18 protein-coding genes are annotated in these 25,048 nt (G+C 64.1%); 3 read left to right on the top strand and 15 right to left on the bottom strand.

Annotated features, from left to right (window positions below):
- Nucleotides 1-22 precede the first annotated feature (22 nt).
- Nucleotides 23-784, bottom strand: a complete 762-nt coding sequence (gene proB / locus ACG2LG_RS07295; protein ID WP_396257687.1) for a glutamate 5-kinase — start codon at nucleotides 782-784, stop codon at nucleotides 23-25.
- A 76-nt stretch (nucleotides 785-860) separates the two neighbouring features.
- Nucleotides 861-1,223, bottom strand: coding sequence for an RNA recognition motif domain-containing protein (locus tag ACG2LG_RS07290; protein ID WP_396257686.1), 363 nt, complete (start codon nucleotides 1,221-1,223; stop codon nucleotides 861-863).
- Nucleotides 1,224-1,471: 248 nt separating this feature from the next.
- Here ACG2LG_RS07290 and hisI point away from each other — a divergent pair, with 248 nt between their 5' ends.
- The 3 genes from hisI to ACG2LG_RS07275 all read left to right on the top strand — a co-directional run bounded on the left by hisI (nucleotide 1,472) and on the right by ACG2LG_RS07275 (nucleotide 3,410).
- The gene (hisI, locus tag ACG2LG_RS07285) at nucleotides 1,472-1,915 is read left to right on the top strand and encodes a phosphoribosyl-AMP cyclohydrolase (RefSeq protein ID WP_396257684.1); all 444 of its coding nucleotides are present in this window, start codon (nucleotides 1,472-1,474) and stop codon (nucleotides 1,913-1,915) included.
- Between the two features lie 106 nt (nucleotides 1,916-2,021).
- Nucleotides 2,022-2,369: a 50S ribosomal protein L19 gene (rplS, locus tag ACG2LG_RS07280; RefSeq protein WP_396257682.1), complete on the top strand. Its 348-nt coding sequence runs from the start codon at nucleotides 2,022-2,024 to the stop codon at nucleotides 2,367-2,369.
- Between the two features lie 120 nt (nucleotides 2,370-2,489).
- Nucleotides 2,490-3,410 (top strand): hypothetical protein, encoded by a 921-nt coding sequence (locus ACG2LG_RS07275; RefSeq protein WP_396257680.1) that lies wholly within the window; start codon nucleotides 2,490-2,492, stop codon nucleotides 3,408-3,410.
- A gap of 520 nt (nucleotides 3,411-3,930) precedes the next feature.
- On the opposite strand, the gene ACG2LG_RS07270 is transcribed toward ACG2LG_RS07275, so the two are convergent.
- From ACG2LG_RS07270 to ACG2LG_RS07210, 13 genes are all read right to left on the bottom strand, one after another.
- On the bottom strand, nucleotides 3,931-7,323 hold the full coding sequence (locus ACG2LG_RS07270; protein ID WP_396257678.1) for a sulfatase-like hydrolase/transferase: 3,393 nt from the start codon (nucleotides 7,321-7,323) through the stop codon (nucleotides 3,931-3,933).
- Between the two features lie 56 nt (nucleotides 7,324-7,379).
- On the bottom strand, nucleotides 7,380-8,807 hold the full coding sequence (locus ACG2LG_RS07265; RefSeq protein WP_396257676.1) for a hypothetical protein: 1,428 nt from the start codon (nucleotides 8,805-8,807) through the stop codon (nucleotides 7,380-7,382).
- 398 nt (nucleotides 8,808-9,205) lie between these two features.
- Complete coding sequence (locus tag ACG2LG_RS07260; protein ID WP_396257674.1) at nucleotides 9,206-9,898, bottom strand: PEP-CTERM sorting domain-containing protein; 693 nt, start codon at nucleotides 9,896-9,898, stop codon at nucleotides 9,206-9,208.
- Between the two features lie 83 nt (nucleotides 9,899-9,981).
- Complete coding sequence (locus ACG2LG_RS07255; RefSeq protein ID WP_396257672.1) at nucleotides 9,982-10,944, bottom strand: discoidin domain-containing protein; 963 nt, start codon at nucleotides 10,942-10,944, stop codon at nucleotides 9,982-9,984.
- Nucleotides 10,945-11,169: 225 nt separating this feature from the next.
- Nucleotides 11,170-13,485 (bottom strand): glycosyl hydrolase family 95 catalytic domain-containing protein, encoded by a 2,316-nt coding sequence (locus ACG2LG_RS07250; protein WP_396257670.1) that lies wholly within the window; start codon nucleotides 13,483-13,485, stop codon nucleotides 11,170-11,172.
- A gap of 57 nt (nucleotides 13,486-13,542) precedes the next feature.
- On the bottom strand, nucleotides 13,543-14,970 hold the full coding sequence (locus ACG2LG_RS07245) for a sulfatase (protein WP_396257668.1): 1,428 nt from the start codon (nucleotides 14,968-14,970) through the stop codon (nucleotides 13,543-13,545).
- 32 nt (nucleotides 14,971-15,002) lie between these two features.
- Nucleotides 15,003-17,657: an FAD-dependent oxidoreductase gene (locus tag ACG2LG_RS07240; protein WP_396257666.1), complete on the bottom strand. Its 2,655-nt coding sequence runs from the start codon at nucleotides 17,655-17,657 to the stop codon at nucleotides 15,003-15,005.
- Nucleotides 17,658-17,738: 81 nt separating this feature from the next.
- Complete coding sequence (locus tag ACG2LG_RS07235; protein ID WP_396257664.1) at nucleotides 17,739-19,412, bottom strand: SGNH/GDSL hydrolase family protein; 1,674 nt, start codon at nucleotides 19,410-19,412, stop codon at nucleotides 17,739-17,741.
- Nucleotides 19,413-19,434: 22 nt separating this feature from the next.
- A complete protein-coding gene (locus ACG2LG_RS07230) occupies nucleotides 19,435-20,253 on the bottom strand; it encodes a PEP-CTERM sorting domain-containing protein (RefSeq protein ID WP_396257662.1) in 819 nt (272 codons plus the stop codon).
- 405 nt (nucleotides 20,254-20,658) lie between these two features.
- A complete protein-coding gene (locus tag ACG2LG_RS07225; protein WP_396257660.1) occupies nucleotides 20,659-21,717 on the bottom strand; it encodes a uroporphyrinogen decarboxylase family protein in 1,059 nt (352 codons plus the stop codon).
- A complete protein-coding gene (locus ACG2LG_RS07220) occupies nucleotides 21,714-22,055 on the bottom strand; it encodes a hypothetical protein (RefSeq protein WP_396257659.1) in 342 nt (113 codons plus the stop codon). Before ACG2LG_RS07220 ends, ACG2LG_RS07225 begins: the two co-directional genes overlap by 4 nt.
- A gap of 299 nt (nucleotides 22,056-22,354) precedes the next feature.
- Nucleotides 22,355-23,341 (bottom strand): PLP-dependent cysteine synthase family protein, encoded by a 987-nt coding sequence (locus ACG2LG_RS07215; protein WP_396257658.1) that lies wholly within the window; start codon nucleotides 23,339-23,341, stop codon nucleotides 22,355-22,357.
- A 196-nt stretch (nucleotides 23,342-23,537) separates the two neighbouring features.
- Entirely contained in the window at nucleotides 23,538-24,509 is a 972-nt protein-coding gene (locus ACG2LG_RS07210; RefSeq protein ID WP_396257656.1) for a thioredoxin family protein, read from the bottom strand.
- Between the last annotated feature and the right edge of the window lie 539 nt (nucleotides 24,510-25,048).

Below are 25,048 nucleotides of genomic sequence, written 5' to 3'. Positions count from 1 at the left end.
GATCGGCAAATTTCAGCATTTTCTATCTCACGAGAAACCGTGTCGAGAGCCCAGGTTCACCAGCGATAATACCCGCGAGGCGCTCCGGATGGCGTCCGTGAGCGATGTGGGTCTCGATACCACATTCCACGGCAAGCTGCACGGCCTTCAGCTTCGAGGCCATTCCCCCGATCGAGAACCGACCCTGATCCTCCCGGACGAACCCTTCGACCGTGGCCAGGTCGGTCACTTCAGCGACCACTTCGTTGCGACTCGGTTCCAACAGACCATCCACGCTGGTCAGCAGGATCAGCCGTCGGGCCCCCAGCAAGCGGGCCACCCGGGCGGAAAGCATGTCGTTGTCGCCGACCCGGAGTTCCTCGACGGCGACCGAGTCGTTCTCGTTGAGGATGGGCAGAATGCCGTCGGTGGCCAGCAGGCGGGTCAGCGTGTTGCGAACGTATTCCGCCCGGTCGGGGCTGCCGAGGTCGGCTCCGGCGAGAAGGACCTGGGCGACGGAGAGACCGAAGTTGCGGAAGAGGTTTTCGTAGGTGTGCATCAACCGCGCCTGACCAACCGCCGCACAGGCCTGGCGCGTGACCAGCTCATCGGGATAGCCGGTCAGCCCGAAGGCGGAAACGCCGGCGCCCACCGCGCCCGAACTGACCAGCACGCAGCGTTCGCCATCCTCGATGAGGCCGGCGATCGCGGTCACCAAGCGGACCAGCGCCGCGCCATCGAGCGTGCCATCCTCGACCCGGGTCAACACCCCGGTCCCGGCCTTGATCACCGTCAGTTCATTCATCGGATGGCGCGCCGTATGAACCGAAGTGACGCGGTTGACCACCGCAAATCCTCGGGCCCGGCGGCATCCGGCGCGATCAGATCGCCTTGTAGCGCACCCTTTTGCCGTCCGGCCCGATCGGACGATCATCCACGCGCTCGACCTCGACATTCATCGAAACGCGGGGGCGGCGCGGTGCCGCCGGCTCATCGCGCCCACGGTCCTCCGCTTCATCGGCACGCAGTTCGCGGCCTCCCAGCTTGAGTCCGTTGACGGTCTCCATCGCCTTCATCCCGGCATCCGGCGTGGCGAAGGTAATGAAGGCGAAGCCGCGCGGCTTTCCGGTCTCCCGGTCCAGCGGACGCCGGATCTCGAGGATGGGTTCATGCTCGGCCAGGGCTTCGCGAAGCTCCTGCTCGGTGGTGTTGTGACTCAGGTTTCCTACAAATATCTTCATCATGTTTCTTCAGTGTTCCGGCCTGCCGAAGGAACCACAGGACACAGCGCTTCAACCCGACACCGGAGGCTCTCCCCCCGCTCACCAAGCAAACGGCCCATGCCTGCCCGCGGCAGGCGCCGGGAAGAGCCTACGCGGGATCGGCACCGATTCCGAATGTTTTTCGGGAGAGATTCTTTTCCACCGCCTCCCGCCACCTGAAATCCCGCCAAGGCTTGATCGCCACCCCGCCAGCCGCTACAGGCCGCCCCATGAGCGACACCCCCTTTCCTGCCCGCGGCGACAAGAAGCAGGTCGAAGAAGGCCTGAACTTCACCCCGAAGTTCGACAGCGACGGCCTGATCCCCGCGGTCGCCCTCGATGCGACCACCCGCGAACCGCTGATGCTCGCCTACATGAATGCCGAGTCGCTGCGGATGACGCTGGAAAAGGGCGAGGCCGTTTACTGGTCGCGCAGCCGCCAGGAGCTGTGGCACAAGGGAGCGACCTCGGGACACGTGCAGAAGGTCCGCGAGATCCGCACCGACTGCGACCAGGATGCGATCGTGATGTTCGTCGAGCAGATCGGTGCCGGCGCCTGCCACACCGGACGCTCTGGTTGCTTCTATCGCCGGATCGAGGGGCCGGACGGCACCCTCACCCTGACCGAAGAGGGCCGCTCCTTTGACCCCGATGCCGTTTACGGCGGAGCTTGAAAAAATCGCGGGAAAGCCACAATTTCGCGATTGCAAAGCACCGGGAGTTCACCTAGTTCTCCCGCCCCCGCCCGCGGGGGCCGTTTTCAACGCAAGGAGGACCACCATGGACATCATCAACAAGATCGAGAAAGAGCAGATGAAGGACGACGTCACCGATTTCAATGTCGGCGACTCCGTCAAGGTCCACACCCGCGTGGTCGAGGGCGGCAAGGAGCGGATCCAGATTTTCGCCGGTATCGTGATCGCCCGGCGCGGCTCGGGTGTGAACCAGTCGTTCACCGTCCGCAAGATCTCCTACGGCGAAGGCGTCGAGCGGGTCTTTCCGGTCCACACGCCCCGCATCGCCAAGATCGAGGTGACCAACCGCGGCAAGGTCCGCCGGGCAAAGCTGCACTACCTGCGTCAGCGGGTCGGCAAGAAGGCCACTCTGGTGAAGAGCGCCGACGCCTGATCGGACCGGTCGCACCCACGATTTCAAGCGCCCGCGGTCCATGACCCCGGGCGCTTTTTGTTTGCCCCGGCCGTCATCTCCACTTGGATACGCCGTCGGGACACGCCACGCTCCCTCCTGATGCGAAGGATTCCGCTCATCGTGGTCATCTTATCGATCCCGCTCGTCATCGGGATCACCTGGTGGCTGGGCACGCGGCACCACGACTTCCTCCGCGAGCCCACCGCGACCGAGATCGAAACCGCCAAACTGCGGGCGACTTCGGAGCTGATCCGCCCGTCCGACCTTTTCGTGCTGGAAGGAGCCGATTCCGAAGAGCCGCCCGAACCGGCCCCACCCCCGCCCCCGGGACCCGAGCCCGTGAAGCCGAAGCCGCCCCTGATCGACATCTCGGACCCCACCTCCGAGGCACCGATCGACGCCTGGGCCGAGCGCTTGGACCTGCCGGCAGGCTCCTTCATCGAGCTTGCCTCGCGGCTCGAATCAGACGCCCACCTCGCCTGGGCCCGCGTCACCTGGGAACGGGTCATCGACTTGGCCGACTCCAGCCCGGAGGACCTCGAGGTCGCGGTGAGGGCGATCGCACGAATCCGGGCCTCGATGCCGCCGCCGGCCGAGGTTCCCGAAGGGGCTCCGGCGGTCGGACTGGTCGTCGACACGCCGGAAGACCGGGTCGAACTCACCCGTCGTGCGGCCGCCGAGGCGAGCGAAATCCTCGAATCCGCCGCCGACCGGAGCATTGCGTTCAGCGCGAAGGTCCGGGCCGACGAATCGGATCCGCCCGTCCTGAGGGTATCCCTGATTCCTCCGGGAGCGGAAGACGACCCGCCGGCCTCGGTGCCGCTCGATCCTCCGTCGGATCCCGACATCATCCGCCAGGCCATTCTCAGGGCCGCTTACAAGTTGATCGCCTCCGAGCTTTCCACCTCCGGGGACCTCCGGACGCTTTCCACTCCCCGGGAGAAGGAAACCCCCGCCGAGAGTCTGTCGCACCGGATCACCCGCAGGGCCTGGGCCACCTACGCCGCGGAAAATCCGTGAGAAATGGCGTTCCGTCGGATTTGTTCGAGCGCTTTCACACTCCCAGCCCACAGCCATCCCCGGGTCCGTCACCCCCATTTTCAAGACGGCAAATCTGGCGGAGCGCCAAGAATGGTGGTCGGGGCGGCCAGATTGCCTCGCCTGCGGCGACGCCATGCCGATTTCGCTCACTCCGCTCGCAGACTGATGCCGCCGACATCGTCGGCTTCCCGCATTCAAACGGCTCGCTCTGCTCACCAAGCTTCACGGACCCCCTCGAAATGATCGGCCCCTGTCCCCGGGCAAGCCGGAGAAAGGGGCCGATGGTCGGGGCGGCCAGATTCGAACTGACGACATCCTGCTCCCAAATCCAACAATCTTTCTTAACTTCCTGAGCCTCATGACCCTTGTGCCCTCCCATGTCCCCCATGTCGGGGCCTGTCTCGACTTTTCAGGGCAATGAGGGCACCAACTGTAAGTTCGAGTGGGCTGGCAAGTCGATGGTGGCCACTTGCGTCTCGTCTTCGCAGGTCGCCGACGCTCAGTTTTCGCCCGGATCGCTGTCCACTTCCATCCGGTCGAGGACGGCCTGAAATTCGTTCTTCAGGACTTCGAGCCGTGATCCTGCCGGAGGGTCCGGCAGCGGAGAGGTTTCACGCTCATCGTTGATCACATCATAGAGTTTTCCGGCAGTGGCTCCGACATACGGTGATCCGGTATAATCGAGTCCGGAGGCGTAGAGCTTGTAGTGCTTGTTGCGCACCCAGGCGCTGCGACGACTGCTGAACCGGCTGTCGTAGTAGTAGCCGTAAACCCAGCGCCGCGGGTCGCGGCTGCGCCCGTGGAGTTGCGATCGCAGGCTGCGGCCGTCGATTACGTAGTCCTCGTCGATCGGGACGCCCGCGACGTCGCAGATCGTCGGCAGGATGTCCGTCAGGTCGGCCAGGTCATCGCAGACGGAGCCAGCCGGGATGCCGGCACCCCATGCCACGAAGGGAACATGGGTTCCGGGATCGAAGGTCCCCGCCTTGCCCCCTTGGTAGTTCGCTCCGTTGAAGACGGTGGTGATCCCGGCGTTGGTTCCGTTGTCGCTGGTGAAAATCACGAGAGTGTTGTCCGCGAGAGCCGGGGTGTTCCGGATGAGGTCGAGGGTGGCACCGACACTCTCATCCATGTATTCGACCATCGCCTCGTGCTTCGCCTTGTTGGTCGACAATCCCGAGAAGCCGGGCGGCGTGACGAAGGGGTCGTGCGGGTCGATGAGCGGGCAATAGACGAAGAAGGGCTCGGAGGCGTCGGCGGCATTGGTGATGAAGCCGTTGATGAACTCGCGGACCAGCGTGGGCCCGTACTGCTCGCTGGTGCCGTCGATGACGGTGAAGTTGCCGCCGGGAGTGGCCGGGTTGGTGTAAAGCTTCGGACTCCAGTAACGGCTGCCGTAGTAGGACGAGCTGCCGCCGCTGATGTTCCAGAGCAGGAACTCGTCGAAGCCGAGGTCGATCACCCGCTGGGGCAGGGCCGGATTGGTCGCGGGATCGCCGCTGGTCCGATAGTCGAGCTGCCACTTGCCCGCCACGCAGGTGACGTAGCCGCCCTGCTTGAAAAACGTCCCGAAGCACTTGTCCGCCTCGTAGTCGCCGAAAGTGGTGCCGTTGCGGTGGTTGTACTGGCCGGACATGATCTGCACCCGCGACGGGGTGCACAGGGGCTGGGAATGGAAGTTGGTGAACTTCATCCCCTCGGCCGCCATCTGCGTAATCTGCGGCGTCTGGTGGTCCGAGTCGCCGTAGATGTCGAAGCACTCGTAGCCGAGGTCGTCGGCCATGAAGACGATGATGTTGGGGCGGGTTCCGGCAGACGGGGTGCTGGCCGATGCGATGCGCGAAAATTCCGTTTCGCTCCCGGGCACCGGGGTGCCGTCGGCCGGGTCGACGCGGCGGATCTTGACCCGGTACGCGTAGGTGCCGCCGGCGGCGAGGCCGGAATCGATGTAGAGCCGGCTGCGCTGCCAGCCGGAATCGTTGCCGCCCGCTGAGACGGCTTCGAAGAAATACTCCACCGTGCGCGGATCGAGATCCGCCTGACCGGCGGTCATGGACACCGTCGAGGGGGTGGTCGCTTCCGGCACGATGGCGAAGCGCGGGACGTAGAGGTCGTCGGTGACCGTGATCCGGACGAAGACCCGGGGCGCGTTCAACAGGATCGGGTCGTCGAGGCGGATGGTCACTTCCTCGGTTGCTCCATCCGGCAGAATCGTGCGTCCGAGTTCGGTGAGGGAGCCGGTCGACCAGTTCTCGAGGTTGGTCGAGTAGGATGCCTCGGCGTGGACGCCCGGGGAACTGATGCGTTCGTGGTAGGCGAGCACCGGCGGGCTGCCGTTGCCGGGTCCCAAGGCGATCGTGGAGGAGCCGCGGCTGGCGGGATCGGCTTGGTCGGAGCCGAACACAAATTCCATATTGTCCGGATCTCCATCCCCGTCGCCATCGACTTCAAGGTCGGCGGGAAGCGATGCGAGATGGGGAAACCCAGCGAAGTCCTCGAACTGTGAGCCGCTCAGATTGGCGAGGGCATCGTCCCCGGTGGTCTCGGGCGCGGCAGACACCTGACTGCTGGGAGCCGACTCCTCACTGCCGGTGTTCCTGGCCGTCACGTGGTAGGTGTAGCGGTGCCCGTTGTGCAGGCCGTTGTCGGTGAAAGAGCTCTCAGTCGGGGTGCCCACGAGCTGGAATTCGCTGGCTTCGGTCCGACGATAGACGCGATATCCGGCCAGATTCGGTTCGGTGTTGTCATTCCAGTCGAGCGTGACCGTGCCGTTGCCGGCAACCGCCGTCAGACCGGTGGGGCTGGCCAGGCCGGGCACACTGTCGCCTTCAGGCGTGGCATCGACCTCGTTGCTGGATTCTGACTGGGCGCTGCCGGTCTTGATCGCCGTGACGTAGTAGGTGTAGGTCTGTCCGTTGATCAGGCCGGTGTCCGTGAACTCGCTCACCGTCGGGGTGGCCACGAGTTGGAACGTGCTCGCGCCGGTTCGGCTGTAAACACGGTAGCCGGCGAGTTCCGGTTCGGTGTTGTCGTCCCAGTCGAGGGCGACCATGCCGTCGCCCGCAACCGCCGTGAGACCGGTGGGCGCGGCGGGAGGAGGCACGGTGGTGCCGTTGTCCAGGTCGGCGGGCGTGATGGTCCCGGCGTAGAGGTCGGCGATCTCCTGGACGCTGAGCAGGCCGTCGTAGAAAGCAAGATCGTCGAGACCCGCCGTCTGGATGTCGCTGGTAAAGTCACCTCCATTGATGACCCCGATCTCCAGATCCTGGGAGGGTGAGATGACTCCGGTGAGGGCGGCAATACCGTAGGTGGCCTGCGAGCTGCCGTTGAAGAAGATCTCCGCCTGATTGAGGGTTCGGTCCACGTTGACGACCACGAAAGTCCAGGCGTCATCCGCCTGCGTCGGATCGGGATTGGTCTCGTCCTTGCTCAGCACCTCGTTGCCGGCGTCGTCATCCATGCGGAAGTTCAGGCCACCGGAGGTGGTGGTGCTCAACTGCAGGCCCGTGTCGGTGCCGTTGAGGCAATCGAAGGTGCGGGGACCGGAGCCGCTCCCATCGGTGGAGTCCTCGTAGGACCAGTAGCTGAAGGAAAAGCTGCCGGGGAAAACCAGTGCGGTGGCGGTCGTGCCGTCGTGAACCTCCGCCGTCAGCGGGACGCCAAAGACACCAATGTCGGTGCGGAGGTAGTTCCCCCCGGAACCCCCGGCGGGGCCGTAGGCGGTGTGGGTGAGATCGAGATTGGCGCCGGCGGTGGTGACGAGGCCGCCGACCACATCGAGCGGAACGCCCCCGCCATCGACGGTGTCCATGTCCCAGTAGTGGAGGACCTCGGCCGCATGGACGGTGGTCACGACCGCTCCGGCCAAGGCGAGAATCAGGGTAGGTTTCATAAGACGGTGAGTATTCCGAATGGGGGCCTGCAAGTGGGTTGGAAAGGAAGTCGGACCTAGTTTTGCACGTTCGGCTCCGTCGGACTCCCTCCCTGCCCATCCCGCTCCGTATCGGGATCGGTTCCTGCCTTCGCCGTTTTCCGAAGACCCACCCGGCTCCCCAGCGTACCATCGCCTCCCTTGGGAAGCAGCCCTTCCTGGGAAATGCCGTCCCCATTATCGTCGTACTGGAAGCGATAGAAGCCGCCTCCGGAACCCGACTGGCGGCGGACACAGACATAGTTGAACGCCTCCAGAAAGCTCACCATGCCGTCGCCGTCGGCATCCGCCTGATCGAACTTCTCCCCGAAGGCCTCGATCAACTTCTTCGGCATGACCTGGGCGCTGGCGCTGCATTCCTCGGGAGACCCGCAAAGGATGATCGTGTTGTCGGAGGAAAGGTCATTCACGAATCCACCACCGAAGCACGAGTTGATGAGGAAAACCTTCGTCCCCTTCGTGATCGTGTCGGCGTAGTCCCGCACCTCGTCGTCGATCAGCTCGTCGCGATGGATCTGGATGGTTTCGTGCACCGACACCCAATCGTCCATGTCGCCGTCGTCGTTGAGATCGAAGCCGTCGATGCAGCCGTCGTTGTCCGTGTCGGTTCCATCGACCTCGAGCTGCTCGCCGGGGTTGATGTCGATGTCCGCCCGGTTGTCCAGGCCGGCGTCCCAGACCGTGAACTTGACACCGCCAAGCTTCGAGTGCCATGCGCCCGAGGAACAGTCGTCCTCGAACTTGTCGATCTCCCCCCAGTCATCCTCGTCGAACTCGCCCGTCTCCGGATCCCATGGCGGCTTGCCGTCGCCGTCCGGATCCCAGACTTCGCCGAGGTCCTTCTCGATCCTCCCGTTCTTGTTGTGATCGCCGAGGGTGTAGTCGGTGAAGCGCTCGAGAAGTACATCCGAGTCACTCAGCTTGCCCATGCCCGCGACCTGAACATCCCCGAAATGGCTCATGACCCGATAGCGGACCATTTTCGACCGGGGATAATAGGCGACGCCCCATTCCCCCATGCCGTAGTGAAAGTCGCGACCGGTCAGGAGCCCGCCCGCGGCGCAGAAAAGCGACAGGTTCAGCTCGGATTCCTTGAAGTCCTTCTCGTCCCCTTCCCCGGCGATCAACGGCGGGCTGCCGAAAAAACCGTGATAGGCCGCGTTGCGTTTGATCTCGGGGATGCGACCCACATACCCCTTGCCGTGCCACTCGACGTAGAAAAGGAACAAGTCGTCCTCGTCGATCTCAGCGGCAATCTTCGCAAACGCGGCACCCAGGGTCTCGCGGGTGGCCATGCCGTCCACGATCTCCGCGGAGGTGTCCGGTTCCTTCCCATCGGCGATCAACACGTGCAGATCGGCAGGATCGGCCGCGTAGTCATTGACAAGCAGGTCGTGAAAGTCCCGCGTCTGCGGCCAGTGCTGACTCCCGCTGCCGGAGATCAAAATTCCGTGAATCCTCTGATTTCCATCGGCCGCGATATCCGCACCATGGCAGTCCACCCCACCCAGAATCCACGCGATGCAGGCGGCAGCGAACATGCCAAACCCGCCTCCAGTTGCACGACGGGAAAAGCACTGGCGATGGCAGAGCCGATTCGGTTTCACAAGTCTGGGGGTTGTATGAACTTCAGGTCCGTGCTCCTGGAGAGCACGATTTCACCCGCTTCCAAACGACGAACAAGTCCGGCCCCTCCACCGCTTCTGCCGCCGTCCGAAGCCGACCAAGTTCGGCAAGCCACGACCGCCAAGCAATTCGGCAGATACTCCGGGTTGGATGGGTGCCCCACCAGACCGTTGGCTCGAATAGAGGGCGCAGATGGGGCTCCATGGAATGGGCGTCGCTACACGCTGCGGCGGCGGCGCAGCAACAGTGCAACGCCACAAAGCCCGCCAAGCAGACTGCTCGACGGTTCCGGAACGGGAGCAAAAGCGATCTCCCGGGCACCGACCCAGCGGGTCGGATCCGCCTGATTGTTGATCATTTTGAACTCCACCGATAGCACCCCCTCATAGGCGCTTGCGAAAGTGAAGGTTTGCGAAGGGATGGCTACTCCGCTCAATGGCCCGATGGCCGCAGTGGCAGAGTATACCGTACCAATCTGACTACCGGTCGCACCCGCGCCATCATAGAAGGTCAGCGAGAAATCGCGGACTCCGCGGTCACGTGGATTGTCTGAGGTATTGTGCGAAATATTCCAAAGATAGAAGGCGCTCAGGTCAACGGCCTCCGTGAAGTCGACCGTGATGGTCACCGGAAAACCGCCGGTCGGCGGATCTGCACTAACATAGGCGATGTTGTTGTTGCTCACGGTGCCTGGAAGCGTATCGCCCGGACCTGTGACACTTTCGTCAAAAAGGTTCGAGACGTCGAACAATGACGACGATGTCCCGCCGTCCGTCGTTGCGGAACTCGGGTAGATCACTGCGGCCGAAGCCAGTGGTGCCGCTACGAGAACAAGGCTAGAAAACACCGGAATCGAGAGGAACAAGGTTGGCTTCATGATTGGCGACGGGGTGGTTGAAGTGAATTTCATGATTCGAATGGGTTCACTTGGATATTCGATGGATTGACCGTGGACGGGAGATTGCTCGTTGTTCAGGAGGCCCGATTACTTCCTCACTCGGGCACCTCCTCCGCCCGGAGGAAGGTGGCGGACTTGGCGGTGCCGAGGTTGAACTGCACCGTGGCATTGCCGCTGCCGTCGGTGGTCACCTCGTTGCCGTTGAGGGTTCCAACGCTGGCACCGGTCAGCGGGATCGGATCCTGGTCCGGATTCGAAAAATCCAGGTCATCAGCCTCGACCAGTTTGTAGTTGGTATTGGCGGCACCCGTGATGCTCACCTCGGCACTGCCGTCGCCCGGATCGTAGCTGAAGTCGGCCAAGGCAAGGTCGGCGGAGGGTCCCCCGATGGCGCTCAAGTCGAACTGGATCTCCTCCACCCCCACCTTCCTGCCGGAATGACGGGACAACAGCGTGAACTGGATGTAACGGGCGGTCACCGCTGCAATACTCTGCAGGCCGTCGGTGTTCGCGGTGCTGGCAGTGCCGTTGATATCGGCGATGGACGACCCGAAGCTGGCGGTGCCCTCCGCATCCGTCGCAAAACTCAGAGCGTAATCCTCCAGCATGTTGCTTGAGAAGGTTCCGTCCCGATAGTTCCAGATCTGGTAGCCGGAAATGATGGTGTCCGCCCCGAGATCGAAGATGATCACCGGGGCTGGATCGTTGTTACCTCCCGCGGTCGTACTGCCGACATTTTCGGAGAGGAAAGAGTAAGCCTGCAAACCTCCCGAGTAGCCGGAAGGAGTGTCCGGAGCAGGAACGTAAGACGGGCTCAATGGATCTTCGGGGTCGTAGATGCCGTTGCTGATGTTGACGAGTTGGGTGCCGTCAGGAGCACCCGGCTGGCCGAGTGTGCCTGCACCTTCGAGGACGACCGCAGGCGTGGTGGTCGTGATCGAGTCCCCCGTGTTGTCGGAGTCACCCGTCCAATCGAGAACGCTGGTGAGTTCGCCGGGAGAAGCGCCCGTCGTGCCGAAGGCGACGGCAAGGGCGAGCAAGCTTGCTTTGACTTTCATGGTCGGATGATTTTCGACGAGATGGCTTCGGACAGGAAATGACTTTCGGATCACGCCCCCGGACCGCCAGGCTCGACGGATGGGGGCGATGTCAGCGAATTCCCAGCACAATGCCGGCCAGGAGGCGCGTCTCTCAATTGGAAAATCACCAAGCAACTGAGTCCATTTTTAGGACAGATTGCACGGTTCTGGCTGTGATCCCCCGGGCTTCAGGCGCCCCTCCCCTCACCACTCGACCCGGTAGCGCGACCCCGCCCGGGTGGAAAAGCGGAAAACCCCGCCAGGATCGGGACTCACCGTGACACGGGTCCCGCCCGCTTCGTCGATGCAGTGAACCTGGTCTGTTTCGACCGGCAGCCTCAGGCTCACCGGTCCGCCGCTCAGGGAATGGATCGAGGCCCCGGTGATGCCCCCTTCGTCCCAGCTCGCGCCGACCTCGAATCCGCCCCGGGCCCGGAGGCCGGCGAATGAACCGCGCTTCCATTTCACCGGAACCGCAGGCAGGAGGGAGATTTCTCCCGCATGACTCTGCACGAGCATCTCGCAGATGGCGGCGGTCATCCCGAGGTTGCCGTCCACCTGGAACGGTGGATGGGTGGCGAGCAGGTTGGGCAGCAGATTGTGGGTCACGAGCCCGCGGATCATCCCCCCGGCTCGTTCCGGCTCGCCGAGACGGCTCCAGAGCGCGCACCGCCACGGCCAGGTCCACGAACGGCGGGAGTTGCCGGAAGTGCCGCGGGCGGTGAGCGAAACCTTCGCCGCCTCTGCCCACTGCGGCGTGCCCGTGGCCGAGATCTGACGCCCGGGATACACCGCAAACAGGTGCGAGGTGTGGCGGTGGCCGGACTTTTCGAGCTGCGGTCGCTCGGTCATCCATTCCATCAACTGACCCCAGGAACCGATCTGCGGTCCGTGCAGTCGGTCCCGCGCCTCGCGCACCCGGCCGACGAAGGCGGTGTCGATTCCCAGCACGGCGGCCGCCTCGAGGGTGTTCGTGAAGAGATCCCAGACGAGCTGTTGGCCATGGGCCACCCCGTCTTCGCGCGGACCGTGCTCGGGCGACCAGTCATTGGGCACGACCAGCTTGCCGTCCCGCTCGACCAGATGGCCCAGCCAGAAGCCCGAGACTTCCTCCAGGACCGGCCACGCGGTTCGGGCGAGAAATTCGCGGTCCTGGGTGAAGGCGTAGTGATCCCAGTAGTGCCGCGCGAACCATGCGGAGGCCGGCAGGTTCCAGGTCGCCATGGCGCCGCCGAAGGCGTTGACCATGGTGCGCATCGTCCAGCCCGGGGTCTCGTCCCCGAAGGCCTTCCGGGTGGCCGCCCGGTTGGTGGGGATGCACGCCTCGATCCAATCGAAAAGCGGCTTGGCGCACTCCGCCAGATTGGCCGGTTCGGCCGGCCAGTAATTCATCTGGAGGTTGATGTTGGTGTGGTAGTCGCAGCACCAAGCGGGATCGTTCATCTCATTCCACACGCCCTGGAGGTTGGCCGGCAGGAAATCCCGCGACGATGAGATCAACAGATACCGCCCGAACTGGAAGAGCAGCATTTCCAGATGCGGGTCCTCGGCTCCCGCGCGGTAGGCGTCGAGGCGCTCGTCGATCGAAAGCCCCGCGGGCGCGGCACCGAGATCCAACTCGACCCGCCCCATCAGGGACTGGAAATCGCGCAGATGACGCTCGCGCAGCGCCCCGGGATCCTGCCCCACCACCGCCTCGGTCTGACTGGCGATGGCGACGAGCGGATCGATCCCATTCCGGAAATTTCTGGATGGATCGAGGGCATAGTCGGTCGCTGCCGCCAGGATCAGAGTGGCGGCATTTCCCGTGAAGCTGAGTCGGCCGTCACGCGATTTGATCTCGCCTCCCTCGTTCAGAACCGTGACCGAGGCCGCGTAGCGCAAATCGTTGGAGAACTTTCCGCGGAAGCGGATCCGGTTGCCTTTCGTAAAGCTTGTTTCGCCGTGGGCACCTTGCAGCCGAACGGTTCCCGCAACCTTTCCGGGCTGATCCGCCGTGATGCGGACGACGATCACCTCATCCGGATGGCTGGCGAAGACCTCGCGCTGGAACTTGACGCCATCGCGGGTCCAGCGGGTGCGGTGGGTCGCCGTCGAGAGGTCCAGAACCCGCGAGTCATCTTCGACTTCCCCCTCGCCGTCCATCTCGATGAAGAGGTCGCCGAAGCTCTGGTAGCTGCCGAACGGTTCGAAATCGTATCCGGGGTAGTCCTCGGCGCCTCCCGTCCACAGGCTCAGTTCGTTGAAATGGATGCGTTCATTCAGCGGGTCGCCGAAGACCATCGCGCCGAGCCGGCCGTTGCCGACGGGAGAGCCTTCCCGCGACCAGTCCGAATGGGCGAAGGTCATGGCATCGTCCATGTATCTCCGCAAATGCTCCGGGTTGCGGTAAACCGGCGGCTGACTGCGCCGGATTTCCAAGGCGATGGGCTCTCCAGCGGTGCTGAAGGAGTCGGTGGCGGCCGACGGGAGCTCCCTTGCTACCCCAGGAAGGACGGCGGTGAAGAGCAGGCAACGCACGAGCCGGGAGGTTATGCCGGAGAGCTGTGCGCAGGAGCGAATCGTTTCCATACTGGCCTAATCCCAGAAGGTGCCCTCACTGGCGACGGAATCGAGGAAGGCCTGGCGGAGGGCCTGGAGTTCCGCGACCTCGGCGGAGTGGCTGCCGGCCACGTTGAATCGCTCGTGGGGATCCTGCTCGACGTTGAACAGAAGCGGATTGGCCACGGAGGCGGAGAAACCGTAGTCGTCACCGGTCTGGGAGTAGAGCTTGGTGTGGAGTTTCCACGGTCCCTTGCGGGCGCCATAGACCTGGTTGTTGGAGGCGCCGGTGTAGATGAACTCGAAGTCGGACACGCTCCCCGGGAAGGTGGACGGATTGAGGTAGGGCCGGATGTCGCGGCCGTCGAGGGTGCGGTCGGTCGGCAGCGGCTCACCGGCGAGCGTGAAGGCGGTCGGCAGGATGTCGAAGGTGGAGGCCGGTTGGCGGACGACCGAGGCCGGCGGGATGGTGCCGGGCCAGTACCAGACGCCGGGCACCCGCACCCCACCCTCCCAGGTCGATCCCTTTCCGTCGCGGAACGGCAGCGCGGAGCCCACCAGCAGGCGGGCCTCGCCGTATTTCGTATGGCTCGCGGTGTCCTGAAAACGAATCCACGGGCCATTGTCGGAGGTGAAGATGACGAGAGTGTTCTCGGCAATGCCTTCGGCCTCGAGCGTGGCGAGGAGAGTGCCCATCATGGCATCGATCTCCTCGATGCAGTCGCCGTAGAGCCCGCGCAGCGAGATCCCCTTGAATGCATCGGAGGCATGGACCGGGAGGTGCGGCATGTTGGGCGCCACGTAGAGAAAAAACGGCTCGTCCTTGTGGTCCTGGATGAACTGGACCGCGCAGTCCCGGTAGCGGCGGGTGAGGTCCTCGTGGATGGCGGTCTTGAAGCAGATGTTCTCCTCGATCATCTCATAACCGGCGATCGGGTCGGTGCCGCCGGGGTTGGTGCGGATCAGGTTGGCACCGGGATTGTAGTCGTTGGAAACGTTGGTCCCCTCCCAGAGGTCGAAGCCGTGAGCGAGCGGAAAGCTGTTCGGGGTGTTGCCATTGCTCGGGTTCGGGTTGCCGAGGTGCCACTTGCCGAAGAAGCCGGTGGCGTAGCCGCGGTTCTTCAGCCCCTCGGCCAGGGTGATCTCGTCCGGGTGGAGGTGCTTGGCGGCGTTGGGGTTGAGCACCCAGGTTCCAAGTCCCGAGCGGGCGGGATTGCGGCCGGTGAGCAGGGCGTAACGCGCCGCCGTGCAGGCGGGCGAGGCGGTGTAGAACTGGGGGAAATTGAGCCCTTCCCGGACCATTCGCGAAACATGGGGCGTGTGGATGGTCGGGTTGCCGGTATGGGAAAAGTCACCGTAGCCGCAGTCATCGAGGAAGACCACGACGAGATTCGGCTTGTCGAGGGCCGGGCGGGCGGCGAGCGGGGCGACGAGAAGCAGGAGCAGCAGGAGCTTTCGGATCATGGAGGCCTGGCGCGCGGGGGCGAGTGGTCGTACTACAGTTTCTGCCCGTCGTCCAGTAGTTGAGGTTCGAGGTCGGCGTAATCGACGGCCTGGACGGAAATGCCGCTGTCGCTGGCGATGGCCGCGGCGGTCCCGGCACTCTGGCCGAGGATCATGAACACCGGTTCCATGCGGATCGACCCGTAGGCGACGTGCGAGGCGGAGAGGCAAACGGGCACCAGCAGGTTGTCGCACTCGCTCTCCGTGGGGACGATCGAGCGGTAGGAAATCGGATAGGGTTGGGGGACGGCCTTGATCAGGAAGCCTTCGTTGCGGACGGTGGTGACCCCGTCCTCCTCAACCACCACCCGCTGGCAGATGTGCGAATCCATGGCGTAGGATCCGAGACCCACGGAGTCGGCGACGGTCACCGTCGATTCGCAGTTCGCCTGGGTCATGACGTAGTCGGAAACCATGCGGCGCCCTTCGCGGATGTAGAGCTGGTGCGGCCAGTTCGCGGTCTGCACGAACTCGTCCGCCCGCAGTCCCCAGGCATTGACCCGATCCTGAAGCTCGTCCGGAACCTGCGGGTCGTTGGCGAGAAAATACATGTATCCCTGCTGGTAGCGGAGATGCTCCTGGAAAAGGTCCTCGCGCAGGAGATAGAGTTCATGGAGCGCAACCGGCAGGCCGCGCCGCGGTGCCGGGAGCGTGGAGAAGGCGGCGGAATCGAAAGTGCCGTCGGGCCAGCGGTTGCTGCCGCCCGCGTAGTCCGAGGAGAAGCTGCCGGCGTTGTTCGAGTCGCCGTTGCGCATCTGCACCGGACCGTCGGTCATGGGGGCCCGCGTGGGGGAGAGCGTCCAGGTGATGCCCGGTTCGTTGAGAAAGCGTGCCAAGAGGCCGTAGCGGGCGGGGTCGTAGCCCGCAGGTTGCGGGAAAGGGACGCGCCCGGCCGCGTTGGAGAGATGCATGCGGAAGTTGTAGGCCTGCACCCGGTGGTCGCCCTGCCCTGGGGTGCCGGCCGGGTCGGTCATGATCTCCGGCAGCAGGCCGGAACCCGGGTCGCCGGCGACCACGTAGGGGCTGATCGGCAGGCGGCAGAATTGGTACACGTCCTCCATGTTGGCATCGCCGAATTTCCAGTGGCCCGCGAACGATTCGCCGTAGGTGGCCTCCGGCTCCCGGCCCACGTGGTGGGAGACGTTGGCCGCCCCCAGCAGGTCGCCTTCGTAGGTGGCGTCGATGAACATGTCCGCCCCGATCGTTTCCCCGGTCTCCATGGTGATCGAACCGATATGGTTGCCCTGCATCGCCACCGACTCGAGACAGCGGCGGAAGAGCACGGTCACGCCCGCCTCGTCGAGCATGGTGAGATAAAGGGCCTCCGCCGCCGAGGGGCTGAAATCCTTGAACACGCCGATGCGGGTGTAGAACTCGTGCGCCAGCCCTCCGATCGAGGTCTGGTCACCCAGGTCGGTGGCGGTCAGTCCACCGGAGGTCAACCCGCCGACGTGCCGGTTGAAGGAAAGCAGGACCACGCTCTTGCCCATGTCCGCAGCCTGGATGGCCGCGGTCACCCCGGCCGAGGTGCCGCCATAGACGGCCACATCGTAATTCAGCGTCACGGGATCGGCGGCGGCGACGGGCATGTAGTATTTCGGCCCGGCGATGCCGACCTCTTCCGCTCGGATGAAATCCCTGCTCTTGCCCGTCGCGAGCCGGAAGGACACCTGCGCGCGGCCCGTCGCATCGGTGACAACCTGGTCGCCGCTTACCTCGAGGGTGCCCGCCGTGGCCCCGGTGAGAAGCACGGTCGGCAGGTCCGGGCGGCTGAAATCGAGGTCCTCGGACTCGACGAGTTGGTAGCGGGTGTTGGGTTTCCCCAGGATCTCGACCTGCGAGTTGCCATTGGAGGGGTCGTGGGAAAAGTTCGCCAAGCGCGGTGCCGGAGGATCCGGAATCGTCGGAGCCTCCGACTTGGACAGCTCGAAGGAGGCGAAATCCGCGCCGGTGGTTCCGCCGCCGATGCCCACCGAGCGGAAGGTCGAGTTGGTGGCGTCGAGTTCGCCGGCTGCGATCTCGGTGTAGGTCGAGTCCGAAGACAGCTTGGCGAAATAGGTCACGCTGCCCCAGTTGTCGGTGCCGTTCCAGTCGGTCAGGTCGAGGACGACCTTGAAGTCCAGGGTTCCGGCCACGTTGTTCGGCGAGGCCGTGGACTCGGTGAGTGTGCCACCTAAACCGACGCCCCTGAAAACACGGATCTGAGCGTTCTCCCGGCGCAGCATCCAGGCGGTGCCCTCCGCGGTGTTCGACCCGCTGACGTTGCTGCCGAAATTCTCGGCCGGTGTGTCATTGTTCCAGAAACCGATGGCCTCCCAGGCGGTACCGGTCCCGGACGAAACGCCGAGGGTCGCCGAAAGCGTGTAGATCGCGTCGGGATTGCCGCGGTTGCCGTCGATCAGGTTTCCCAGAGTCAGGTAGGCGCGGCGCGATGCCTGGCCGGACGTCGCCGAACCATCGGCCGCATATTCGGCATCCGCCACCCAGGAGGCGGCACCCTGGGTGATGTCGGGGGCGGTGCCGTTCAGGGGGCTGGTGCCCGAGCCGCTGAAGTCATCCTGGACAAGGATCTCGTCTCCATTGGCAAGGGCGAGCCCGGCGAGCAGGCTCGCCAAGACGAGGCGGGCGGATGGAATTCGGCGTGGCATCTTGTGGGGTATGGCGAATGGCGTTGCTGTGAAAAGACGGCCCAGGGCCGAAGGCCTTGCGGCTCGGCGGACAAGGGAGCCTCAGGGCTGTTCCTCAGCCCGAATGAACGCGGACGCCCCGGTGCCAAGGTTGAATTGCACCGTCGCATTGCCGCCGGGGTCCGTGATCACTCCACCGCCATCGAGGCCGCCGACCGTCGCGCCGGTCAAGGGCAACGGGTCCTGGTCCGGGGTGGCGAAGTCGAGGTCGTCGGCACGGACCAACTTGTAGCGGGTATTGGCCGCCCCGATGATCCGGACCTCCGCGTTGCCGGTCGTGCCGTCGTAGGAAAAGTCGGCGAGTTCCGGCGGCGCGAGGCTGAGCTTCGTCAGCTCGAAGGAAGAAACCTGTGCTCCCACCGTGCCGCCGCCCAGGCCTACCGCCCGGAAGGTCGAGTTCGCAGCGTCGAGTTCGCCGGCGGCGATCTCGGTGAAGGTGGAGTCCGTGGACAGCTTGGCGGAATAGGTCACGCTTCCCCAGTTGTCGGTGCCGTTCCAGTCGGTCAGGTCGAGGACGACCTTGAAGTCGAGGGTCCCGGCCACATTGTTCGGCGAGGCCGTGGACTCGGTGAGTGTGCCACCCAAGCCGACGCCCCTGAACACACGGATTTGAGCGTTGTCCCGGCGAAGCATCCAGGCGGTGCCGCGCGGTTGGCCGCCCAATTCGCCTCCGCCGGTACCAAAATTCTCGAGCGGTGTGTCATTGTTCCAGAAGCCGATGGCCTCCCAGATGCCGGTGGTGCCGGGCGGGACGTTGATCGTGGCCGAGAGTGTGTAGAGCGCGTCCGCGTTGCCACGGTTGTCGTCGATCAGGTTTCCCAGAGTCAGATACGCACGCCGCGATGGATTCTCCGTGTTGATCAACGCCGAGCCATCGGCCTCGTATTCGGCATCCGCCACCCAGACCGTGGAGCCCTGGGTGACATCCGGCGTGGTGCCATCGAGAGGACTACCGCCTGCGCCGTCGAAGTCATCCTGGAAGATCAGGGTGTCGGAGACGGATGGAGGAGCCGCCGGAGGCCCCAGCACCGCCTGCAGCTCAGGAAAAAGAACCTGGTCCTGTCCGAGTGGGTTGGGGTGCACGGCATCTTCCATGTAGCTTTGCCAGGTCGCGAGGTCGTTGGTGTAGAGGTCCAGCCAGTTCGGATAATGGTCGATCAGGATCGCGCCCCGGGCCGCCGCGACGTCGCGATAGATTTGATAGTAGCCGTTCAGGTTGACCCGTGGGCTGAAGGGCGAGGTGTCCGGAGGCAGGTTGTTCATCGTCTGCAGGACGATGATGACGTCCGGGTTCTGGGCGACGAAGGCGTCGATCATCGCGTTCAGGTTGTCCTCGGACTGCTGCAGGGTGATGTTCTTCGAGGTGGCCGCGTCATTCATCGAAAACTCGATGAACACGCAGTCCGGGTTGTCCAAAAGGGCGGCGGGCGTCTGTACGGCGAGGCCGTGATCCGAGGCCTCGCCGCCCGCGGCGCGATTGACCACGGTGACCGTTCCCGGCCCGGGCGACTCGCTGGTGAGCCAGGTTTGGAGGGACGCCGGCCAGGTCCCGTTGTCCGTGAGACTGGTGCCGAGCAGGACGACCTTCACGTCATCCCCGTCCCGCACCTTCGCCAGCAAGGCGCTTTCGGCATGCGCCTGCGGCGTCAGGCCTGCCAAGGCGATCAGCGTAAAGGCGAGCCGAAACACCACAACGGAAAGGGTCTGGGTTCTCACTGCGGCACGGGATCGCGGCAGGTCAGCGTGTCTGCCGCCGGCGACGCATCAGCAGCGAGACCCCGGCGATGCCCAGCAGGCCAAGAGACGAGGGCTCAGGGATCTGTGAGAGTTCGAAGGAGTCGAAGTCAGCAGCAACAAGCCCACCCCCGATGCCTACCGCCTGAAAGGTCGAGTTCGCGGCGTCGAGTTCGCCGGCTGCAATCTCGGTGTAGGTGGATACCGATGACAGCTTCGCGAAATAGGTCACGCTTCCCCAGTTGTCGATGCCGTTCCAATCGCTCAGGTCGAGGACGACCTGAAGATCCACGGTGCCGGCAGCGTTGTTTGGCGATGCCGTGGACTCGCCGATTCCGCCACCTGTACCAACACCTCTGAAAACGCGCAATTCAGCGTTGTCCCGGCGAAGCATCCAGGCGGTGCCTTCCGCGGTGCCAGACCCGCTGACGTTGCTGCCGAAATTCTCGGGCGGTGTATCGTTGTCCCAGAAGCCGATGGCGTGCCATTGCCCGCTCGTCCCTGCCGTGACGCTGACTGTGGCCGAGAGCGTGTAAATGGCGTCGGCGTTGCCGCGGTTGTCGTCGATCAGGGAGCCCAGCGTCAGATAGGCGCGGATCGAGGGGTTCGTATCCGGCGTCGCCTCCCCGCTGCCATCCGCCTTGTATTCCGTATCGGCCACCCACGCGGTGGTCCCCTGCGTGACGTCCGGAGTCGTGCCGTTCAAATTGTCACCGACCAAGCCGCTGAAATCGTCCTGGAAAAGCACTGCGGCGTTGGAGCATAGCGAGCCGGCGAACAAGGCGGCGGCGATGGCTGGAAGGCGGTTGGTGGTCTGGAACATGGTGTGCCGTGGGGTTTGTGGTTTGCCGTGGGGTTCGATTGACAGGAAACTATGGCGTGGTGACCGGAAACAAGCGGACTCTCAATCCAAAAGCTCCGAGGTATCTGTTGCCATTGTTAGCACAGGCAATCGAAGTATCGCTTTCGCCTCTCCTCCAAGCACCTATCGCAGGTGCTGGAAGACACGGTGCGTCACACTGCAGCACTCCGCGTTGCTGCCGAAAGCGTCGTCCACGCAGGGGATCGCGGCGACTGCGGTGACCTCGCAACAGGCCTCGTGAAAGGCCGACCAAAGCCCGCAAAGGGTGCCGCCGGTCCCCAAGCTTCCTCCCACCCCGGGAGCCCCCTTAAATTGGGTGGGGAATCCCATCATGATTTGATCATCCGCCTGGTCGGTGGTGGCATGTTACCTTGCTCTTCGTTGCCACGTTTCGCCTCCGGGGTGCGCGACGGCGGAGTCGATGAGTTCGTGGAGGTTGTCTCCCGGCGTGTCGGGAGCCAGGGTGCATCCGGAGCTGAGAACGAATCGCTTGCGCCCCGTTCTCCGTGCCGCCTCGAGCGCCTGCCCGGCGGCGGCCCGCACCTCCACGGGCGACCCGTTGTAGAGCGGGGAAACGGCGTTGATGTTCCCCCAGATCGCAATGCTCTCCGGCAGAACATCACAGGCGTGGCCGAGATCGACACCGTAGTCGAGCTCAAGCACGTCGGCTCCGGAGCTTGCCATGTCGGTCAGGATCTCGGTCGAGTCGCCGCAGATGTGGAGCGAGAGCCTGCAGCGGGTCGTGTCGCGAAGGATTTCGAAGACACGCTGCTCGAAGGGCAGGGCGTATTGCCGGTAGGTGGCCGGCCCGAGCATGACGGCGGGCGAGTCGCCGGTGCTCAGCATGTCCGCACCTTCCGCCGCGAGAGCCTGCGCGTAGGCAACGACATGCTCAGTGCATTTCTCAAGCAGCGCCCGCGCAAAGTCGGGGTCGGCGACCGTCGCCATCATCATCTCGTTGATCCCGCCCAGGGCGCAGGCGAGCGAGAAGGGCGCCTGGTCGATGCAGGCGACCACGAAGGTCTCGTCGCCGATCTCCCGGACCACCTTGCGCAATGCCTGACACATGAGCGGCTGCCGGCCGAGGCTCGTGGGATCGGGAGCGGGGATCTTGGCGAGTTCCTCGATGCTGCGGTAGGTCGGCTCGGGATGGCCGCACATCGGTTGATCGTCACCCGGAAAATGGACCGCAGCTCCCATGGCCTCCGCGGTGATCCAAGTGTCGGCCGAGATCCAGACCGCATCAGGGCGGAACTCATGATGGTAGCGGATGACGCAGTCGGCCAGGGTGTCGGCGTTGAGCGTGTAATCCTTGAGCGGGACGCCGTAGTAACGCCCGCAGAAATGGCAGGCAAGCGGGCCGCACACGGGTCGCGGCACGCTTTCGCCGCGGAGGGTGGCGTGGATCAACTGTTTGGAGTTCATTCCGTCGCCTTGTTGCGATTCCGGCGGGTGTTGTCACTCTTCCCGTGATCGAACCCGAGTTCACGTTCGAGCCGGATCATCTCCGTCGGCCGGAAGTTGAGGATCAGGGCGCGGCGGTGGCCGGGAGTGGTATTGCCGCGACTGTAGTGGAGGGTGGCCCCCTCCTTGCGGTCGGTTCCTGCGCCGAGGTCGGCCCGCATCGAGCCGACTTTGATCGAACCGTCGAGGAAGCGGTCATACAAGGCAAGCAGGCGATCCACCTCAGCGGCCTGCAGCAGGGCATTGACTTTCACGAAACCGTCGCGGGCGAAAGCAGGGGCGTGATTGGATGAGTTCATGGGTTGATGCGCTATTTGACTGCCGAAAATGCATCCGAGATCGACATGAGGAGCTCTGACGACCGGGATTGGAAGGGGGGTGCCAAGGATCCGCACGATGACAGCCGTGGCGAAAGGCATCGGCGTGGACCAGACCACCACCCGTACTGGTGATCAATCCGGAACCCCTCCATCAACTATTTCCATTTCCAGGACAGCTGATTCAGTGCCCCTCGTCGACCCCCGCCCACCCGGCAGGCGGGATTCCTTCCCCCGTTCCTTGAACCTGCGTTCGTGCCAGCGGGACAAGCTGCGGAGCTTCAGCCCCATCCTCCCCTCCCCGATCTCAGGTGCTGGAACACCCGGTGCGAGAAGTAGCGCTCCATGCGGTCGGGAAACACCGTCACGACCCGGGCCTCGCGACCGTGGCGGCGCTTCGCCTCCAGCGCCGCCGCGTAGTTGAGCCCCGAGCTGGGGCCCACCGGGAAGCCCTGGCTCCAGAGCCGCCGGGTGAGTTCGAGGCACTCCCGCTCATCGATCAGCACTTCCTCGAGTCGCCCCGGCGGGCATTTCGCCTTCCAGTCATCGTAGAGCTTCGACAGGCACTCGATGACGCCCGGGACTTCCTTGCTGAAGGTCACGCTGCAGCACTCCGCGTTGCTGCCGAAGGCATCGCCCTCGCAGGGGATCGCGGCGACTGCGGTGACCTTGCAGCAGGCCTCGTGAAAGGCCGACCAAAGCCCGCAAAGGGTGCCGCCGGTCCCCACGCCGCTCACCACCACGTCCACGCACCCGCACTCCATCTGGCTGAGGATCTCGGGGCCGGTGGCGCGCTGGTGGGCCTCGGCATTGTCGGGATTCTCGAACTGCCGGGTCGCAAACCAATGATTTTCGGCGGCGGCTTCCATGGCGGCGTCGAGGACCTGCCGCATGCCGCCTTCGACCCGTCGCACCTCCCCTCCGTAGGCCCGGATCATCAGGCCACGCTCGGCGCTGGCCGAATCCGGGATGAAGGCCACGAAGCGCAGCCCCATCTGGGCGCAGGCCAGCGCGAGGGCGATGCTGGTCGAGCCGCTGGAGGCTTCCACCACCGTGTCGCCCTCGTTCAGCTCACCCCGTCGCCACGCCTTCTCGAGCATGTGGCGCGCGATGCGGTCCTTGGTCGAGCCGCTCGGGTTCAGGAACTCCAGCTTGCAGAACACCGGCCCGAGCACGGGGTCGAGTTCCACCGGCACGAGCGGCGTCGGCGGCACCTGCCGGATCATCCGGCCGCTGGCCGGGAAAATGCGAAGAGAGGAATCGTGCATGCTCCGGGTTGGCTCGTCGGCGAAGTGGGCGATCGCCGAATGAGGAGGATGGAACCGCCAAGACGCCAAGGACGCAAAGCCTCGACCGATGGCTCTTCGATTCTTCCTACCTTTGCGACCTTGGCGTCTTGGCGGTGAATTCCATTTCGTCGGGCAATCGGGAAAAGCCGGTATGAGAAGGCCGAAAGACCGGACCTCACTCGGAGCTCTTTTCCTTCTCAAGCTGGCCCTTGATTCCTTCCAACAGGCGCACCCATTTGCCATCGGGAGCGATGGCCACCGCTTCCTCCGCCGCCTGGATGGCTGCGTCGTTCTTCTTCATCGCCCGCAGGACCCGGACCTTCTCGTAGCCGACCTGCTGCTTGATCTCGCCCTCGAAGTCACCGGAGGCGAGGGCATCGTCCAACAAGGCCAGGGCCTCGTCCATTTTCGACGCGCGCCCCAGAGGTTTCAGCTCGGCGAACAGTTCGCTCAGCTTCTTCCGCATCCCGAGTGCCCGGGTAGCGCCCGATTCGTCATCGGGATCGGCTTCCTTGATCTGTTCGATCAGGTTTCCGTAGAAGCTCGCGATATGCTCGTCCCTCAGCTTCATGGATTCGAGGGCTTCGAACAATGCCCTCGCCTTCTCGGGGCCTTCCAGTTCTCTGGCCTTGGCGAGGGCCTCGTCGCGACGCGTGAGGGCGGAGATCTTCTCGTTGACCTCCTTGGCATACTCCTCCGGCTCCATTCCGAAACCGGTCATCTGGGCAAAGGGACGTCCTTCGGCATCCGTCAAGAGGACCGTGGGAAAGCTCTTGATCGAGTAGAGCTGGGCGAGTGCCCGGTTCTGTTGGACGGTCTCCTCGGTCTGCAGCGACTTGTCGCGCGGGTAGTCGAGTTCGACCAGGATGTAGGTGTCCTTCACGCCCTGCTTGAAGGCATCCTTGCCGAGGATGGTTTTCTTGAGATTGATGCATGGCCCGCACCAGTCGGAACCGGTGAAGTCGAGAAGCAGGTTCTTGTTTTCCGCGGCCGCCTGCTTGCGGGCGGCCTCGAAGTCGCTGGTCCAGCCTTCGCTGAGGGGCATGGGCTTCGCGCCTTTCACGGCGGCGTGGGTGGCGGGCGAAAGGCTGCCATGGATCGCGAGGCCGATGGCGGCGAGGGACAGGATCGATACTGAGTGCTTCATGGTTTTCTCCCGGATGGAGAGGTGATGGCTCCTTGCCTCCGCTCCCGCATATCATCGGGACAAGATTCGCGAGCCGGTTGCGCGCGACGCGGCGGAAGGGAGTCACCCACCCCGGAGCAAACTGGCGGCGGGACCAACGTTCCCTCAACCGGATAATCAAAAGGCAACTGACGCCATTCTTAGGACAGTGCCTTCTGGGGTGCGAACCCAGAAGATCGATTCTTGATCCCGGCAGGGATCGAAGAGTGTAGCCCCGGGTCGAGGATCCCGCGCATGCGGGAGACGAATACCCGGGGAATGCCAACAATCAGAAGATTCGACCCCGGCAGCGGGTCGAAGAGGGCGCGGTCGATTCCGGTGCATCCGGCATTTCTTGCACGCCTTTCAGGGTGCGGATTCAACCCACCATCCAACCCGGGGTGGTCGTCTCCCGCATACGCGGGATCCTCAACCCCGGGCTATCGCCTGCAATCCTTTCAGGATAGGGAATCCAAGAGGAGCGCAAGAGGAAACCCGGGCGATGGGTGTCACTGAAAGTG

The organism is Haloferula sp. A504 (genome assembly GCF_044385805.1).
GTDB lineage: Bacteria > Verrucomicrobiota > Verrucomicrobiia > Verrucomicrobiales > Akkermansiaceae > Haloferula.
Note: the sequence above shows the minus strand (reverse complement) of the source record. Positions and strands in the feature narration are given on the sequence as shown.